Origin of the sequence: Photobacterium proteolyticum, assembly GCF_001939735.1 — a bacterium.
Taxonomy (GTDB): domain Bacteria; phylum Pseudomonadota; class Gammaproteobacteria; order Enterobacterales; family Vibrionaceae; genus Photobacterium; species Photobacterium proteolyticum.
This window is the reverse complement of record NZ_MJIL01000090.1, coordinates 282,059-298,632: the sequence shown is the minus strand read 5'-3', so window position 1 is coordinate 298,632 and position 16,574 is coordinate 282,059. Positions and strand designations below refer to the sequence as shown.

The window sequence follows — 16,574 nt, the reverse complement described above, 5'->3', positions numbered from 1 at the left end:
GTCAAGCTGACCCATACCGCAAAGTATCCCTGAACACCTTGCTTCGTGTTAGAATGCGCACATTTATCTCTCTGTCATCGCCTACCGCGAGAACAGTGTTTATTAATCATCTACCTGAGATTCAACATGCCATTCTCCAAGCTTGGATTAAGCGATCCGATTGTAAAAGCTGTAACCGAACTCGGCTACAAGACACCTACGCCTATTCAAGAGAAAGCAATTCCCGTCATCATGACGGGCAAGGACCTTCTGGCAGCGGCCCAGACGGGTACAGGCAAAACCGCTAGTTTTGTACTGCCAATCATCCAAATGCTGAGTGAAGAGCAGCGTCAGGTTCGTCGCAAGCGTATTCGCGCATTGATCCTTGTGCCCACCCGAGAACTGGCAGTGCAGGTTGAGGAAAATATTGCCCAGTACAGCAAACACCTTTCGCTCTCTTCGCTGGCTATGTACGGTGGCGTAGATTCAAAGCAGCAGAAACAACAGCTGATAGAAGGTGTCGATATCCTGGTTGCAACGCCGGGCAGGCTACTGGATATGTACAGCCAGCGTGCGGTGCACTTTGATGAGCTCGACGTGCTGGTGCTGGATGAAGCCGATCGTATGCTCGACATGGGCTTTATTGACGATATCAACAAGATTGTTGAGCGCTTGCCGCTGGAGCGCCAAAACTTGTTGTTCTCTGCCACGCTATCCAAGCAGGTTCGTATCCTGGCCAAAACGGCCATCAATAACCCGGTCGAGATTTCGGTGACGCCAGATAGCTCGGCCAAGCCAAAAATCGACCAGTGGCTGGTCACGGTCGACAAAGACAAAAAATCAGCCCTGCTAAGCCATCTGATCAAAGAAAACCAGTGGGAACAGGCACTCATCTTTATCGAAACCAAGCATGGTGCCGCAAAGCTGGTCAGCCAGCTCGAAAAGCGCGGAATCAAAGCCGAGTCGTTCCACAGCGGCCGGAGCCAGGAAGTGCGTACAAAACTTCTGGCTGATTTTAAATCGGGCAAGCTTAACTTACTCGTGGCAACAGGTGTGGCCGCTCGCGGTATTGATATCGATAATCTACAGCGCGTTATTAACTATGACTTGCCATATCCTGCGGATGACTACGTCCACCGTATTGGCCGTACCGGCCGAGCCGGAGCGTCTGGTGAGGCAATCTCGCTTGTTTCGAAAGATGACTTTAAAAATCTATGCATGATCGAAAGTCGCCTCGGACACCTGATCACCCGAAAAGAAATTGAGGGTTTTGCACCGAGAAAAGAAGTCCCTGTCTCGATTCTGAATTACGTGCCCAAAAGCAGGCAGAACAAAGGACGTCAAAGCTCCAACAGCAAGCCAGCCAACGATCGGGCCAAGCAGAAAAGTCATCAGGAAAGAAAAAACTAGTTGCCTAGTATCTGGTGAGAGTTGGCAGAGCTGCCAACCCTGAGTCCTACGCTCGCATCATCATGGGCGAGCGTAGGATCATTAAGTAATTAAGCTCTTAGCTGATCATCACATTGGCAATCATTGCCGACAATACACTGACCAGCGTTGAACCATATAGCAGACGCAGGCCAAAGCGTGCCACCATGTTACCCTTTTCTTCATTTACCCCTTTTACCGCACCGGCAATGATGCCGATAGAGCTGAAGTTGGCAAAAGAAACCAGGAAGATAGACAAGGTGCCCACGGTTTGAGCCGACAGACCCGCCATCTTGTCCTGCAGTGCCATCATTGCAACGAACTCGTTAGAAACCAGTTTGGTTGCCATAATGCTACCGGCTTGCAATGCTTCGCCAGCAGGGATGCCCATTAGCCATGCGACCGGATAGAACAGGTAGCCAATCGTATCCTGGAAACTGATACCAAATGCCCAGGTGAAGGCCTGGTTCACCATGGCAATCAGGGAAATAAAGCCAATCAGCATCGCTGCGACAATCACGGCCACCTTAAAACCGGTCAGGATATATTCACCCAGCATTTCGAAGAACGTCAGTCTCTCTTCACTGCCGCTTTTAACCAATTCATCAAAGTCCATTTCAGCATGATGATCATAAGGGTTAATCATCGACAGAATAATAAAGGTGCTGAACATATTAAGGATCAGAGCCGCAACCACGTATTTTGGCTCAATCAACTGCATGTAAGAGCCAACAATTGACATCGACACGGTAGACATTGCCGTTGCTGCCAATGTGTACATACGACGCTCTGACATCTTGCTTAGAATATCTTTATAGGTAATAAAGTTCTCCGACTGGCCAACCATCAAGGCGCTAATGGCGTTGAATGATTCCAGCTTGCCCATACCATTTACTTTAGAAAGCACCAGACCGATAAACTGAATCACAACCGGCAGCACCTTGATGTGCTGTAGAATACCGATCAGTGCTGAAATGAATACGATCGGCATGAGTACATGCATAAAGAAGTCAAACTGGCCGACATTCACCAGCCCGCTAAAGACAAAGTTAGTTCCTTCCGCGGCAAAGGCCATCAGGCTTTTAAAGCCATCAGAAAATTTCGTGACAATACCGGTACCGGCGGTTGAACCAAGAAGGAAATATGCAAGCCCCAGCTCAATCACAAGCAACTGAATAATATAACGAACCTTGATGCTCTTTCTGTCTTTGCTGACAACCCATGCTAATACGGCCACAACAACGAGGCCCAAAATAAAATGCAAGTAAGACATGAAACGTACTCTTTGGTGATGTATTTCAAATAATTCGTGAATGCTCCACTATTTGTTGCACTAATAAAGTGACAGATATCTCATTTTGCACCTATGTCTATTTATTCATCAATATGAATAGAAAGCGAAAGAATATCCAAATGGCTCACAGGGAATAAAATCATCGGAAATACGGGCTTCGGAGGGATATTTGGGCTATTTGGGAGAAAGCAATTATCAATTATGAAATCTGAACACCATAAAATGCGTTGTACAAAATACAGCCAAACATTCATAAATATCAATATATAAGAAAGAAAAAGGCGCCGCTCAAGAGCAACGCCTGTTAATAAAGTCGTTTAGGCTGAGTCCGAGATGGGCTACTCAAACTGATCGATGAAGGCTTTCAGTGCATCTAAATCTACAACCTGGATTTCAGCACCATCTTTTACTACCAGTCCTTTGTCAATCAACTCCTTCACGGCACGTCTATAAACCCTACTTGAGGTCCCGAACCGCTCGGCTTCCTGGCCTGCCTTGTCAAAGGCTCCCAGCATCACGCTTTCCTGATGCCTATGCCACAGATCATAAGCAATATTGTAGGTAATCGGGTGTAACAGGCGGTAGGTGTAAATATCCAGTGAATCCTGATAATCATTGGCCAGCGCACTGGCAAAGAACAAAGTAAACTCCGGACGTTCAAGCAGTAAATCGGCCACCGATTTCAGACAAATCACATCGACTTCAAGCTGTTCCTCAGCAACGACACTCCACTGGCATGAAGTGTCGGTAAACAGCTCCATTTCACCAAATACATGGTAATCACAATCGACCTCGCCAAGCTGAAAACGCCGGCCATTTACGGCGGAGATATTCATCGATACCCGACCGACCGATGTCAGGTATAAATGGTCGACGACCTGTCCCTGACGCAAAATCTCCTCACCAGCCTGATAATACCTGCTGTGGAGCTGACACTGGTAAAAGGCCTGACGGAACTCTTGATACAAGGTATTCAGGTGTTGGGTAAAGCGGCCTGTTTGGTAAGGTTTTAGTTGCATAAGACAATAGCAGCAGCCTGAAAGTCATCAAATCCTAGCGAAAGCTTGCATGTAGCACAAGAATCTCATAACAACGCAGATCACATAAAGCCCAGCATCAGCCGGGCTTCGTTTCATTAAATTACAATAGCTAGTTTATATCTAGGCCAGGGTTGTAAGCGCGTAGAGAGCCGCTTTGGCCGCCATGTTTTCGCCAGCCATCATAATGTCATCGGCACTAACATACTGATTTACACCATCCTGAACATCCTGCTGATACAAAACGACATTATTCAGGATCGATGCGACCTGAAGCCCGCGAAGACGTCCAACGGTAAACAGTGCCGAAGTTTCCATATCGGCTCCTAACACACCGTGCTTGTTCCAGTATTGACACAGCTCCTCTTCACCATCAGTGTAGAAACTGTCGTGTGATCTGACGACACCAGCATGGGAAGGGTATCGCTGTTGTTTAAGGTAAGCATCCATGCCAGCCACCAGCTGATGACAGGCAACCGCCGGGAACTCGCTGGCCACATAAGCCTTGGAGCCTCCCTCGTCTCGCACAGCCGCTTCTGCCACTATCAGTTCACCAAGGCCGATATTAGCCTGCAGGGCACCGGCCGAGCCAACCCGAACCATGTACTTAACTCCGCATTGTGCCAGCTCTTCAAGCGCTATGATGGCTGATGGCGCGCCAATGCCGGTACTGCACACTGTGATCCTCTGGCCCCGATAGAGCCCGCTCATCACCCGGTACTCACGGTTATCAGCCAGCAATTCGGCTTGTTCAAGCAAGGCTGCAATACGATTCACCCGATCCGGCTCGCCACATACGATGACTTTTTCTGACACCTGTTCGGCACTGACTGCGATATGAGGCTGTTTACTCATGCTACTGCCTCTTTCTCGGTGGTAAGCTGCTTGGCCTGATTTTGCTTGGCCGTTTTCATCCACGCTCGAGTACCGTTGGCGGCAATAAACAGCAGGATTGCGTACTCAATCGACAGTGCGTATACGCCCTGCGCGGCATAGATACCGACACTGATCACGTTAATCACTACCCACAGCATCCAGTTTTCGACATATTTACGGGTCATCAAAATTTGCGCCACAATAGACAACACTGTCATTGTCGCATCCCAGAACGGGAATGCATCCGGCTCAAGTGTCGGGCGAGCCAGGTCGGCACCAAACAGGTTCAGACCATCAACGGTAATGTTAGCCAGCGCAAAGAAGAACGGATCGATGTAGACGGTCATCAAACCAATCGCCACCACGCTAACCGCAGCCGTAACGGCCAGCTTTTGCTTGCTAAGCCAACGAACTTCCAGCATATCGCCGGAGTCCGAGGTTGGCCTTGTCCAGGCATACCAGCCGTACAGGTTGGCACAGAAGAAGAAAAATTGAAGAAGCAGGATCCCGTACAACTGGATCTGATAAAAAATAATTGCAAACAAGGTAACGTTGATGAGACCAAACACATAGTTAATTGTTTTTTCCTGACTGGCGTACCAAATACACAGCAAACCGAATACCGTACCCACTGCTTCAATCCACGACATCGCGTAACCACCGCCAATGGGGATGTTCACTAGGGTATTATTGATATCGAACCAAGCTACAAAGTCCATCCTGTTATCCTTCTAAAGTATTTTTGCTTGGCGATATTGTAAGAAAACCCTCACCTGTGCAATGAGGACATTTGTCCCTTCGAGTTTGGCGAGGGTCATAATTTGGCACAAATCTACTCAGACTACCCCAAATAAAAAGGCTGCGCACATGGCGCAGCCTTCGTTACTCGATAGTAATCCGTTTATGGGCGAGCCCGGTATGGCAATGAATACAGGTTTCCCCCCGGCTCTCCATCAGTTCATGATTGAGCCTGGCTCGCTGAGGCTGTTTGCTCAAGTCGAAGTTGTCACCTACATGACAATGTCGGCAAGCCTCGGAGTCATTGGCCAGCATATCGTCCCAGACCATTTTAGCCAACCTGGGCCTATGTTCTTCAAAATTCTCCTTGGTTATGGTGCCCTTTATCATGTGATAAATATCTGCCGTGGCGGCGATCTTCACTTTCATCTTGTCGATAAAACCATGCGGTACATGACAATCGGCACATGTCGCCAAGACTTCATCATCACTGACATAATGGGACGAGGCCTTATATTCCTGGACTATAGTATCCATGCTGAGGTGGCAGCTAAAACAGAATGCATTCTGATTGGACGCAACCATCACACCCTGAAATGCACCTATAGCCAGGACAGCCAGGAAAATACCAATCGGTATTCCCCATAACAGCGGTTTTTTCAGCCATCGCCACAAGCGTTGCGTCCGAGATAGTTCTTCTCCCATCGTTCCTCACTTAGGAGTCAGGCCGGATAAACCGGCCTCCCCGGATGGTTATTCCTTGCTTTCGCTCAGATAACGGGCCTTAAACTCAGCCTGTGCTTTCTTACGGGCTTCTTTCACCGAATCCGGCTCTTTACCGCTAAACCAGGCATGCTCTGGCCTGTCGAGAATTTCCTGGAGTACGGCACGGGCGCGCTCTGCTCCCTCTTTGTTGCCGCCATGCTCGGCTTTCTCAACAATTTCAAGATATTGCGGAACCATTTCGATATAGAAACGCTCTGCCACTTCGTACATACCATGCCACTGAACATAGTCAGGCGCCTGCATTGCTGCACCATGGCGGGCACGTCGACCTTCGTGGTGCCACAGATAGAACCAGGTCCACTCAATTTCTTCATCAAAACCGATATCGGTTATCATCCCTTCCTTGCTCAACGTCGTCATCAGCGCCTTACCTGGACGGGCAAACTTGTCGTTGTAAAGCTCAACCAATGAATCGAACTGGATGTAGAAGTTGTCAATCATCGACTTGGTATGGCAGGCCTGACAGACGTTTTGCATGTCAGCCCGGCGAGCTTGCCAGCTCTTGGTTTCTTTACCCAGCGCAATATCCTTAGCGTCAATCTTCTCTGAAATGGCCGGACGGAGGGTCCAGGAAATCCGATCACCGACATCATGCGTCACCGGAAGCTCCCTTGTGGCAGACATATGGCAAGTCGCACAGGTAGGGGCAGCGTCATAATCCTCTCCGACAATCCACTTGGCTGAGTCGAGATTCATCCGGTCAACATGGGCGTAGAAATTAATACCGTGCTTGGATTCTTCATAGACTTCTTTTTGCGGATGATCGGGACCGAGGTGACACTTACCGCACGCCTCGGGACGGCGGGCCTGAACCATATCGAACTCATGTCGCTGGTGACAGGCTGTACAGGCACCAATTGAACCATCGGGGTTAATCCGGCCAATCCCGGTATTCGGCCAGGTTGTCGGATCCAAATCGCCATTTTCCAATACTTTAACTTCCGCCCCATGGCACTGCCAACAACCGTTTACGGCGGCCGGTGACTGACCATTCAGGGTCAGCGCCCCTTCGACCACTTCAGCCAGGAAGTTATCGAGCGAACCGATTATCTGGCCCGCTTTGGCGTGGTGACTTTTTGAAAACTGATCCACTTCCTGGTTATGGCACTGGCCACAGTCTTTTGGCGAAACGATGACGGCAATGCTATAGCCTTCATGTTTAATCGCATCTTTATCGGAAGGATCTGCCTGGTGACATTCGTAGCAACCTACATTGGCACCATAGTGTTTTGAACGGCCCCACTGGGCGTAAATAGACGGATTTTTATCTTTATGACAGGCTGCACACTCCTTGCTTTGATCGCTTAACTGAGCAAAAGGCTTCATTATCAACGCCTTGGGTTCAGCATTTGCTGTCATCGACATTGACAGTAACACCACAATCGTCATCGTCGAAAAGAACCAGCACAAGTATCGTACAGCCAATTTTTCATTGTCCATAGCCAACCTCATTTGCTTACACTGCTCTCGTTGTGTTGCATAAAGTCTCGCTCATGCAACTGAGTATTTTCATCTCAAAGCTTAGATGAAAGCTCAATTTCCACATTTATTTTGTGGGGTTGGCTGCGAAAAAATTGAGCATTCTCTCAATAATTCCATCCCACAAACTCGATTTCTGATTTTCCCCTACCGGATAACTTGCGATCAGTTACTACCTGCACGGCTAGTTACAAATGGTAGTGTTAGCCGTCAACTTAACGTCAAAATTTCGGTCTTTCACAGAAGCTTATTCGACCTAATCGGCGACAGACAGAGCAAAAAGCCCCCTACAGAATGCATCACAGCTCAAAGTTTTAGCAATTAGTTGCAGGGGGCTGAGTACCAAGGAGGAGGAGTATTAGATTAGATGCATAGAGAATACGTATGAATCTCAATTAACCATACGGAATACTTTTCTATGAAGAAAAAACTCCTGGCGATATCTTGCCTGCTGGCCCCCGGGGTCAGCCTCGCCGCAATCCCCGAAGCCTATGTACTCAACTATGGCTCAGCCAGTACCGTCATCAATGTATTAGATGATGACTTGCTCCATATATCCTTCCGTCACCACAGCAACACCAATGGTCCAACGACAATCGGCAATACCGCTATGGTCTTCAAGACGGACTATAACGGACCGCAGGTGTATACCCCAAGTTCAAACGGTTTTAGTACCAAAGAGCTGAGTGTCAGTGTTAACAGTGACAACGGCTGTATCAGCATTGTTGAGCTGCACCAAAGTAATAAACAAAGCGCCACAGTCTGTCCGGCAATCTACGACGCAACATGGAAAGGAGCCTCGGTTCAAAATCGCGGCATGCACTCGGTGTACGGCCTGGGCCAGACCTTTGCCCCTATCGATCCGAACAATGGCGGCCAGATCAACGGCGAATGGCTGCAGACCGGCGGTTTTGGTACGCCGGACGACAGAGGCAACACCTTCAGTAGCGTAACCTATACTGACGGCGCGTATGCCGGTGCGACAACGCCCCGCCTGCAGTTCCCCGTTCTCTACGCGGTCGGCAACGACATCAACTATGCCTTGTTCCTTGATTCCAAATTCAAGAACAGTTTCAACCTGTCACGGGAATGGTGGGAGATCCGCAACAAGGATGCTGCCGAAACCAACCTCTATTATCTGAGCGGTGCTGATCTGCCCGACCTGCGCAGCGACTTCATGGAGCTGGTAGGCCGACCTCCTGTTCCACCGAAAAAAGCCCTGGGTATGTGGGTATCTGAATTCTCCTACGACAACTGGACCGAACTGGACGACACTATCAACACCTTGCGTCAAAACAATTTCCCAGTCGACGGTGCACTGCTGGATGTAGCCTGGTTTGGTTTCAAGCACGCCTGGCAGAACAACAGCCCGGCCAACCCGATGGGTGATCTGCGCTTTGACGAGCAGGCATTCCCTAACCCGGCCGGCAAGGTCGCCAGCTTGAAAAATGACGGTATCGGTCTTATCACCATCGAAGAGTCCTACGTCTCCAAGCAGGGCAACTACGGCGGTACCAACTACAACGGTATGGCGGCACAAGGTGGTTTTGCCAAGAACTGCGGTACCAACGATATTACCGAGTTTAATAACTGGTTTGGTGTCAGCGGCATGATCGACTGGTCGAACACCAAAGCAGCGGCCTGGTGGCATGACAATGTGCGTAAGCCAAACATTACCGATCTGGGTATTCTCGGTCACTGGACCGACTTGGGTGAACCGGAGGACTACCGCTCCTATGCCTGCTACAGCATCGGTAATCACGCCAACTACAACAATGTTCACAACCTGCTGTGGAGCAAGTCTATCTACGACGGCTATGTTCGTAACCACAGCCAGAACCCGCAACGTCCGTACTCTATTGCACGTGCCGGTACCGTGGGCTCACAGCGCTTCGGAGCTGGACTATGGTCAGGGGATATCGGCGGTCGCCTCGATCACATGAACATGCACTATAACGCGGCAATGCAGATGTCTTTTGCCGGTATCGACTACTACAGCTCGGATATTGGTGGCTTCTGGCGCAAGTCCGATGACAAGGGCAAACGAGACACGGCCATCGCACCGGGTACCGGCTACAACGAAGATGAAATGTACAGCCTGTGGTTTGCCAACGCGGCCTGGCTGGATATCCCGCTCCGACCTCATGGCAATAACTGCGGTATGCCGGGTGCAACAGGCAGCGACTGCATCATCACCGAAACCTCTCCGGCGATGATCGGCAATACGGCTGGCAACCTGAGCAACCTGCGCCAGCGTTACGAGTTGATCCCGTACTATTATTCACTGGCTCATCGCGCCTATCAGTACGGCGAACCTGTTATTGCGCCAATGCCTTTCTACTACCAGAACGACACCAAGCTTATTGGCATGGCTGATCAGAAAATGATCGGTAAAGACATACTGGTCGCCAACCTGACGACCCAGTTTGCCCAGACTCGTGACGTCTACCTGCCGGCCGGTACCTGGTACAACTACCACACGTTCGAGAAGTACGAGAGTGCCGACGGACTTACCCTGTCAAACGTGAACCAGTGGATTGCATCAGAAAACCGTAACCGTGTGCCTGCCTACGCCCGTGCCGGTGCCATTATTCCTATGATGTATGTCGATGAGCAGACGAAGGATGTGTTCGGCCACCGCAAAGACGGATCAGGCCATAACGAACTGATTGCCAAAATCTTCCCGTCCAGCGAGGCCAGCAGCTTCACTCTCTATGAGGATGACGGCAGTACCGTTGCCTACTATGACGATGGCAGCGTGCCGCACTACCAGGTACGTGAAACGCTGATCAGCCAGACACCAGTCAGCAACGGGGTTCAAATCACCATAGGTGCAGCAAGTGGCAACTTTAACGGCGCATCAAGCAGTCGCAATAACGAGGTTCGTTACCTGATCAATGCAACAGACAAGGCAACAGTTACCCTTAACGGTACGCCACTGCCACAATTGGCTAACCGCGCCGCATTGTTGAAAGACGGTGCAAAAGGCTGGATCAAAGAAGGCAGCGTGATTTCAGTACGCACCGGCACCGAATCCGTACTGACCAACAAGACGGTGGTCATCACCGCGGAAAACTGTCAAAACGACTGCGGCTTTGCTTCGAACCAGCCTAGCTTTGCTATCCGGGGCACCAACAATGGCTGGACAAGCACTGAGATGGCATTGATTGCAGACAATACCTGGCAGGCTGACGTTACATTTGGCAGCAGCAACGATGAGCGCTTCAAGTTCGATGTGTTTGGTGACTGGAGCCGGAATTTCGGTGACAACGGTGCCGACGGCAGCCTTGAACAAGGTGGTGCCGATATCACGGTTCGCCAGGGAGAAGGTCGCTACCGTATTACCTTGTTCGACAACAGCAACACCTACTCGGTAACCAAAATCTAATCTTATCTAACCACGATAAAAGGCGGCACCTAGCCGCCTTTTCTTCTCTTATCTCGTCAACGAGAAACGCCCCCACACCAACTTACTGCTGCTACATTTAAGAAAAAGATACAATTTTCGGTGGTGAGCCCGCCATATTCAGCAAAACTTAATAATGCCAAGCTACTTATCATCCACTTATGGAGGCCGTTATGACATACCGACGTCTACTCATTCCGCTCGCACCCAAACAGCCTCTCGGCTCAGGATTCCATCAGGCGCTTCATTTTGCCAACCAGGAGAAAGCACGTGTTACCCTTTTTGCCGTGATTGAAAAGCTGGCAGAGATGCAAGATCTCAGTCGCTACTCGGTATCAACTTTGAACCTGCTCGATAATGCCACCAGCCAGTGCGAGCGAGAACTTAAAGAGCACATCGAGACATTAAGCCCCGAGTATCCGGATATTGAGTTTGATGCCGTCGTTACAACCGGCATTCCCTACATTGAAATCATTAAAGGGGCGGAGAAGACCGGCAGCGACTTAATTGTTATCGATGCCCACCGCGACCACAAAGAAACAGCATGTCAGTGGGGTACCTCAACCCGCCATTTAATGCGTGAATCAAACATTCCCCTCTGGACTATCAACCCTTTACGCGAATCCCAGCAGATCAAAAAAGTGGTCGCGGCGATTGATGTCACGGGCACCGATTTGACTGAGCTTAATGAGAAAATTCTTCAGCACGCTTTCAAGTTTGCCAACATGAACCAGGCCACTCTCTATCTGTGTCATGCCTGGCGACTGGAAAGTGAGGGATATTTGCGGGAATGGAACCGTTGTGATGACTTGGAGATCGCCGTGATCGCAAAAAAATTACGCGAAGACAGGGCTTCACGTCTCGAAGCCTTAATGGAACCCTATGCCGATAGCAAGACATCGGTTGAAATTACCATGCTTGAAGGGGATGCGAAGAAAATTTTGCCTGATTATATCAACAGCCATGATATTGATTTGGTGATCATGGGAACGGTGTGCAGAACCGGAATTGCCGGCTTCGTCATGGGAAACACCGCCGAATATATGCTGGATAAAATCCAATGCTCGGTGATCACGCTCAAACCTGAAGGGTTTAAATCACCAGTGCTGGAATAAGCTGGATAAAAACAAGGCCTCATTAGCCTTCGTTTTCGCTTGGCAAGCTTAACTGCCTGAGGCAGTTAAGCTTCCTCTCAATTCACTATGCCATAGCAATAAGCGGCTTATGGCACACCATGACCTTTCGATGCCGCCCAGACACGGAACCACTGCTCACGGCTTAGCTCAATATTCAGCGCATCGATAGCGGCCTGGACACGCTCAATTTTACCCGAGCCGATAATTGGTAACGGATGGGATGGCAAACGACGTACCCAGGCATAAATAACCTGATCAATACTGGCTGCCCCAACCTCGTCACGGATTATTTCGAGCTCATTGCGTACTCGTACCTGCTGCTCTGACTGGCCCGAAAAGATATCGCCACCGGCCAGGCATGACCACGCCATCGGCTTGGTTCGCTTCAACTGCAGTTGATCCAGCGTGCCGTCGTGGGCCACTTCAAAATTCAACGGGTTAATTTCAACCTGGTTAGTCACCAGCGGAGCATCCAGCCGAGACTGCAGCAAGTCAAATTGTGCAGGCGAGAAATTCGAAACACCAAAATGAGTTACCTTTCCCTGCTGTTTAAGCTCGGCAAAGGCTTCGGCAACCTCATCGGCATCCATCAGAACATCAGGGCGATGGATCAGCAACACATCAATATTCTCGACCTGTAGCCGTGACAAAGAATTATTTACCGACTCAACAATGTGTGCCTTGCTGGTGTCGTAATGGTTAATTTTTCGGCCAGGAAACTGATCGGAACACAACTTGATATCACACTTGGTGACGATCTCTATCTGGTCACGAATGCTCGGGTCCAGTGCCAGCGCCTCGCCAAACAACGTCTCGCAGCTGTAATTTCCATAAATATCAGCGTGATCGACCGTCGTGATTCCCAACTCGACATGCTGCTTAAGAAAGTCAAGTCGCTGTGCCGGGCTCATCTGCCAGTCCGCCAAACGCCAATAGCCTTGTACTAATTCGGAAAATTGCGGACCTTGCGGGCTTAATTCAACTTTTGCCACCATACGGGTCAAACTCCATCTAACACTTATTTCATTTTGGACTACCAATCATCCTAGGCTTGTTTCAGGGGTATCGCAATGCTATAACCTTCGGGCCTCGAACTGGAGTACGAACTATGTCTTTTGCGCAGCGCCTGAAATCATTAATTGGTGAAGAGAGTGTCAGCGGCTTTGCCCGACGGGTCGACATCAGCGAAGCACTGCTTCGGAAGTACCTCAAGGGCAGTGAACCAAGCCTTGCCAAAGCCAATCAGATTGCCATGAAGGCCAACTGTTCGCTGGAGTGGCTTGCGACAGGCTGTGGCTATTTATACCGTCAGGCCGAAGTGGTCGACAAACCAGCCCTCTACGCAGCCTACGAGCACATCAACAACAAGAAAATTAGCCCTACCGAGGCCGAGAATTTGTTAAAAACCGTATCAGGTTATCAGTTTCTCAGAACCCATAAAAAAGCTGACGGATACCTTGATATCAGTGGGATGGCCGCCTTTCTGGCTCTGGCAAAACAAGACGAACCTAAATAACGCTGCCAGCCGAATATGAACGAAAAAGCCGACAAACTGCCGGCTCTTTACGTCTATATCATCAATATTTCAGGCTTTTATGCCGCAGCTGCCGCTGCTTTAAACTTTGCACGAGTACCCAATACCAGCGTCAGGCTAAAGGCGATGGCAAACGAAATGGCCATACCAACAACATAGAACCATACACTATCCGGACTGATAGAGATGATCCCCGGCAGACCCGCCGCACCCAGTGCTGTCGCTTTCACCTTGAACAGGGTAATGAACGCACTTGCCGATGCCGCACCGATAACGGCAGCGATGAACGGATAACGATACTTCAGGTTTACACCAAACATTGCTGGCTCGGTAATACCTAGCAGCGCAGTTACACCGGACGGCATTGCAATCCCCTTCGCTTTAATATCCTTGGTCGTAAATCCGAAAGCCAGACATGCCGCGCCCTGTGCAACGTTAGACATTGCAGCAATCGGGAAGATAAAGGTACCGCCAGTTACTGCGATATCAGCCAGCAGCTGGGTTTCAAATGCGATGAAGCTGTGGTGCATGCCTGTAATAACAAACGGTGCGTAGACAAGGCCAAACAGTGCCCCGCCGATAAAACCAGCCGATTCGTACAACCAGTTCAGGCCGTCACCTAACAAGAAACCGGCATCACGGGTAATAGGACCAACCAGAGTGAAGGTCAGGAAACCAGTAATGAAAATTGCCAGCATCGGCGTCAGCAGGTTATCCAATACGGATGGAACCACCTTACGCAGACCATTCTCTACTTTTGCCAAAATGAAGGCAGAAACCAGTACCGGCAGTACTGAACCCTGGTAGCCAACTTTCTGGATTTCAAAACCGAAGATGTTCCAGACCGGGATATCGCCGCTGACGCTGGCACCACCAAAGCCCCAGCCGTTGAGTAGATCCGGGTGTACCATCAACATACCCAGTGCGGCGCCGAGGAACGGGTTGCCACCAAATTTCTTACTTGCCGAGAACGCTAACAGAACAGGGAGATAAACAAATGGCGCGTTGGCAAAGGTATTAATCATCGAGGCCAGATCGGCCATGCCCGGGTAGGCATCAATCAATGATTTGCCGTCGATAAACAAGCCTGTCGCGGTCAGAACGTTGAACAAACCCATCAACAGACCACCGGCAACGATTGCCGGAATGATCGGCACGAAAATATCAGACAGCCCTTTCACAGCACGCTGCACGACATTCTGTTTTTCGGCCCCAGCAGAAGCGACGTCCTTGGTCGACATTTCTGTCTGGCCGGTCTGCTCTGTCATTGCCGCATAAACCTGGTTGACGATGCCAGAACCAAAGATAATTTGGATTTGCCCCGCCACCTTGAACTGTCCCTTCACGCCATCGATATCATCGATGGCCTTGAGATCGGCTTTGTTTTCATCATGTAGCGCCAAACGCAGACGCGTTGCGCAGTGTGCTGCAGCAGCAATATTCTCTTTTCCGCCCAGTTTTTCGATTAATTGTCGGGCAATGACAGGAAAGTCCATCTCTATACCTCCGTCGCGAACAGGATTCACGCTCAGAACGTTTTAATTCATCTTAACCCTAATCTTAGGTCAAGCACTCATGTGGTTTGCATCAGCAACATTTCCATCGCGATACTGCTGGGGTGGTGCAGTATTTTTGATTTTCGGGAACGTTACCGAAATTAAGTTTTATTGATGACTCAAATATCGTCAAGCCCCTAATTTTCTTGTGTGAGCATGATCGGCTAAAAAGGCGAACATGGACAATATATTGTGATCACAATCACTCAATTAGGGGTTAAAACCGGATCCTGTTTGCAAACTATCCCGAACCTGGATGATCATGGCCAAAACAAAGGAGTATTTATGGCGAGCCTACACGATGTCGCGCGTCTAGCCGGGGTCTCTAAGTCCACAGTTTCCCGAGTCATCAATGACGAATATGGCGTAAAAGAAGCGACCAAAATCAAAGTACGCCGCGCGATCGAAGAATGCGGATACGTCGTCAACCAAGTGGCGAAAGATTTAAAATCCAATAAAACCAATCTGATAGGTATTATCGTTCCCAGGGTGGCCTCCAATGCCGTCTCGCAGGGTGTTGATGGCCTGAGCAAGGCATTCGAACTGGCAGGTAAGCACGTACTGCTGGCGAACAGTGCCCTGGAGGCAGGCAAAGAAATTCAGTACATCGAACTCTTCAATCAAAAACGGGTTGAAGGAATAGTGATGTTCGCCACCCATATCGACGATGCGCTGATCACCGCGATCAAGCGCTCGAAGGCCCCAGTGGTACTGATCGGCCAGGACGGCTCAGGTTTTAATATTCCGAGCGTGATCCACGACGACTACCGAGTTGGCTATTGTGCTGCCGAACAACTTCATCAGGCAGGCTGTTGTTCAGTAGGCTTTCTCGGGGTCAAGGGCGATGATATTGCCGTAGACCGCCAGCGCTATGATGGATTTTCTAACGCATTGAACCATCTAGGTTTAACGCCACCTCAGTTTCATACCCAGGGGCAATTTTCGATTGATTCCGGTCGTGAAGAAATGGCCCGCTTACTGGCAGAAAACCAGCGACCAGATGGTGTTTTCTGCGCCACGGACCGAATTGCCATAGGTGCGATCCAAGCCATTGCAGCGGCAGGCCTTAAGCCAGGCAAAGACATCAAGGTTGTCGGTGTCGGTAATGACGAAATGGCTTCTGTGGTGACCCCGGGCCTGTCAACGTTTGCCTATGCCTTTGAACCCGCTGGCAATAATGCCGCCAAAATGCTGCTGGAAATCATCGAACAAGGCCGAAGCCAAGTCGCCAAACTGGTGCTTGGCTTTGACTGGATACCACGTCAGAGCTGCTAAGCAGCTCTGTTTCCCCTACCTGCACAGCTCCGCTTCTCGCTAACATTAAC

The 16,574-nt window shown here is 49.8% G+C and carries 13 protein-coding genes; 5 read left to right on the top strand and 8 right to left on the bottom strand.

The features are described 5' to 3' along the window. Positions 1-126: 126 nt before the first annotated feature. Positions 127-1,389, top strand: a complete 1,263-nt coding sequence (locus BIT28_RS21345; protein WP_075766958.1) for a DEAD/DEAH box helicase — start codon at positions 127-129, stop codon at positions 1,387-1,389. 97 nt (positions 1,390-1,486) lie between these two features. Here BIT28_RS21345 and BIT28_RS21340 read toward each other — a convergent pair whose 3' ends face one another. The 6 genes from BIT28_RS21340 to BIT28_RS21315 all read right to left on the bottom strand — a co-directional run bounded on the left by BIT28_RS21340 (position 1,487) and on the right by BIT28_RS21315 (position 7,578). Next, positions 1,487-2,680 (bottom strand): NupC/NupG family nucleoside CNT transporter, encoded by a 1,194-nt coding sequence (locus BIT28_RS21340; RefSeq protein WP_075766957.1) that lies wholly within the window; start codon positions 2,678-2,680, stop codon positions 1,487-1,489. A 359-nt stretch (positions 2,681-3,039) separates the two neighbouring features. Beyond that, entirely contained in the window at positions 3,040-3,720 is a 681-nt protein-coding gene (locus tag BIT28_RS21335; RefSeq protein ID WP_075766956.1) for a Crp/Fnr family transcriptional regulator, read from the bottom strand. A gap of 141 nt (positions 3,721-3,861) precedes the next feature. Then, positions 3,862-4,593 carry a nucleoside phosphorylase gene (locus BIT28_RS21330; protein ID WP_075766955.1) on the bottom strand — a complete coding sequence of 244 codons (732 nt, stop codon included), beginning with the start codon at positions 4,591-4,593 and terminating at the stop codon, positions 3,862-3,864. After that, a complete protein-coding gene (pnuC, locus tag BIT28_RS21325) occupies positions 4,590-5,333 on the bottom strand; it encodes a nicotinamide riboside transporter PnuC (protein WP_075766954.1) in 744 nt (247 codons plus the stop codon). Before pnuC ends, BIT28_RS21330 begins: the two co-directional genes overlap by 4 nt. Positions 5,334-5,496: 163 nt before the next feature. Continuing rightward, a complete protein-coding gene (locus BIT28_RS21320; protein WP_075766953.1) occupies positions 5,497-6,057 on the bottom strand; it encodes a NapC/NirT family cytochrome c in 561 nt (186 codons plus the stop codon). 48 nt (positions 6,058-6,105) lie between these two features. Continuing rightward, complete coding sequence (locus tag BIT28_RS21315) at positions 6,106-7,578, bottom strand: multiheme c-type cytochrome (RefSeq protein WP_075766952.1); 1,473 nt, start codon at positions 7,576-7,578, stop codon at positions 6,106-6,108. 457 nt (positions 7,579-8,035) lie between these two features. On the opposite strand from BIT28_RS21315, the gene BIT28_RS21310 reads away from it, so the two are divergent. Then, positions 8,036-11,005: a TIM-barrel domain-containing protein gene (locus BIT28_RS21310; protein ID WP_075766951.1), complete on the top strand. Its 2,970-nt coding sequence runs from the start codon at positions 8,036-8,038 to the stop codon at positions 11,003-11,005. A 191-nt stretch (positions 11,006-11,196) separates the two neighbouring features. Then, positions 11,197-12,138, top strand: a complete 942-nt coding sequence (locus BIT28_RS21305) for a universal stress protein (protein WP_075766950.1) — start codon at positions 11,197-11,199, stop codon at positions 12,136-12,138. Positions 12,139-12,245: 107 nt separating this feature from the next. Here the strand turns inward: BIT28_RS21305 and BIT28_RS21300 are convergent, their stop codons facing one another. Beyond that, on the bottom strand, positions 12,246-13,154 hold the full coding sequence (locus BIT28_RS21300; RefSeq protein WP_075766949.1) for an aldo/keto reductase: 909 nt from the start codon (positions 13,152-13,154) through the stop codon (positions 12,246-12,248). A 113-nt stretch (positions 13,155-13,267) separates the two neighbouring features. Here BIT28_RS21300 and BIT28_RS21295 point away from each other — a divergent pair, with 113 nt between their 5' ends. Then, a complete protein-coding gene (locus BIT28_RS21295; protein ID WP_075766948.1) occupies positions 13,268-13,675 on the top strand; it encodes a DNA-binding protein in 408 nt (135 codons plus the stop codon). 77 nt (positions 13,676-13,752) lie between these two features. On the opposite strand, the gene BIT28_RS21290 is transcribed toward BIT28_RS21295, so the two are convergent. After that, entirely contained in the window at positions 13,753-15,189 is a 1,437-nt protein-coding gene (locus BIT28_RS21290) for a sucrose-specific PTS transporter subunit IIBC (protein ID WP_075766947.1), read from the bottom strand. 345 nt (positions 15,190-15,534) lie between these two features. Between BIT28_RS21290 and BIT28_RS21285 the strand changes: the two genes are divergently transcribed. Continuing rightward, entirely contained in the window at positions 15,535-16,524 is a 990-nt protein-coding gene (locus tag BIT28_RS21285; RefSeq protein WP_075766946.1) for a LacI family DNA-binding transcriptional regulator, read from the top strand. Positions 16,525-16,574: the final 50 nt, after the last annotated feature.

Excerpts from the sequence above, each read along its gene's own strand:
- BIT28_RS21345 (WP_075766958.1), top strand. The coding sequence starts at position 127 with ATGCCATTCTCCAAGCTTGGATTAAGCGATCCGATTGTAAAAGCTGTA.
- BIT28_RS21340 (WP_075766957.1), bottom strand. The coding sequence starts at position 2,680 with ATGTCTTACTTGCATTTTATTTTGGGCCTCGTTGTTGTGGCCGTATTA.
- BIT28_RS21335 (WP_075766956.1), bottom strand. The coding sequence starts at position 3,720 with ATGCAACTAAAACCTTACCAAACAGGCCGCTTTACCCAACACCTGAAT.
- BIT28_RS21330 (WP_075766955.1), bottom strand. The coding sequence starts at position 4,593 with ATGAGTAAACAGCCTCATATCGCAGTCAGTGCCGAACAGGTGTCAGAA.
- pnuC (WP_075766954.1), bottom strand. The coding sequence starts at position 5,333 with ATGGACTTTGTAGCTTGGTTCGATATCAATAATACCCTAGTGAACATC.
- BIT28_RS21320 (WP_075766953.1), bottom strand. The coding sequence starts at position 6,057 with ATGGGAGAAGAACTATCTCGGACGCAACGCTTGTGGCGATGGCTGAAA.
- BIT28_RS21315 (WP_075766952.1), bottom strand. The coding sequence starts at position 7,578 with ATGGACAATGAAAAATTGGCTGTACGATACTTGTGCTGGTTCTTTTCG.
- BIT28_RS21310 (WP_075766951.1), top strand. The coding sequence starts at position 8,036 with ATGAAGAAAAAACTCCTGGCGATATCTTGCCTGCTGGCCCCCGGGGTC.
- BIT28_RS21305 (WP_075766950.1), top strand. The coding sequence starts at position 11,197 with ATGACATACCGACGTCTACTCATTCCGCTCGCACCCAAACAGCCTCTC.
- BIT28_RS21300 (WP_075766949.1), bottom strand. The coding sequence starts at position 13,154 with ATGGTGGCAAAAGTTGAATTAAGCCCGCAAGGTCCGCAATTTTCCGAA.
- BIT28_RS21295 (WP_075766948.1), top strand. The coding sequence starts at position 13,268 with ATGTCTTTTGCGCAGCGCCTGAAATCATTAATTGGTGAAGAGAGTGTC.
- BIT28_RS21290 (WP_075766947.1), bottom strand. The coding sequence starts at position 15,189 with ATGGACTTTCCTGTCATTGCCCGACAATTAATCGAAAAACTGGGCGGA.
- BIT28_RS21285 (WP_075766946.1), top strand. The coding sequence starts at position 15,535 with ATGGCGAGCCTACACGATGTCGCGCGTCTAGCCGGGGTCTCTAAGTCC.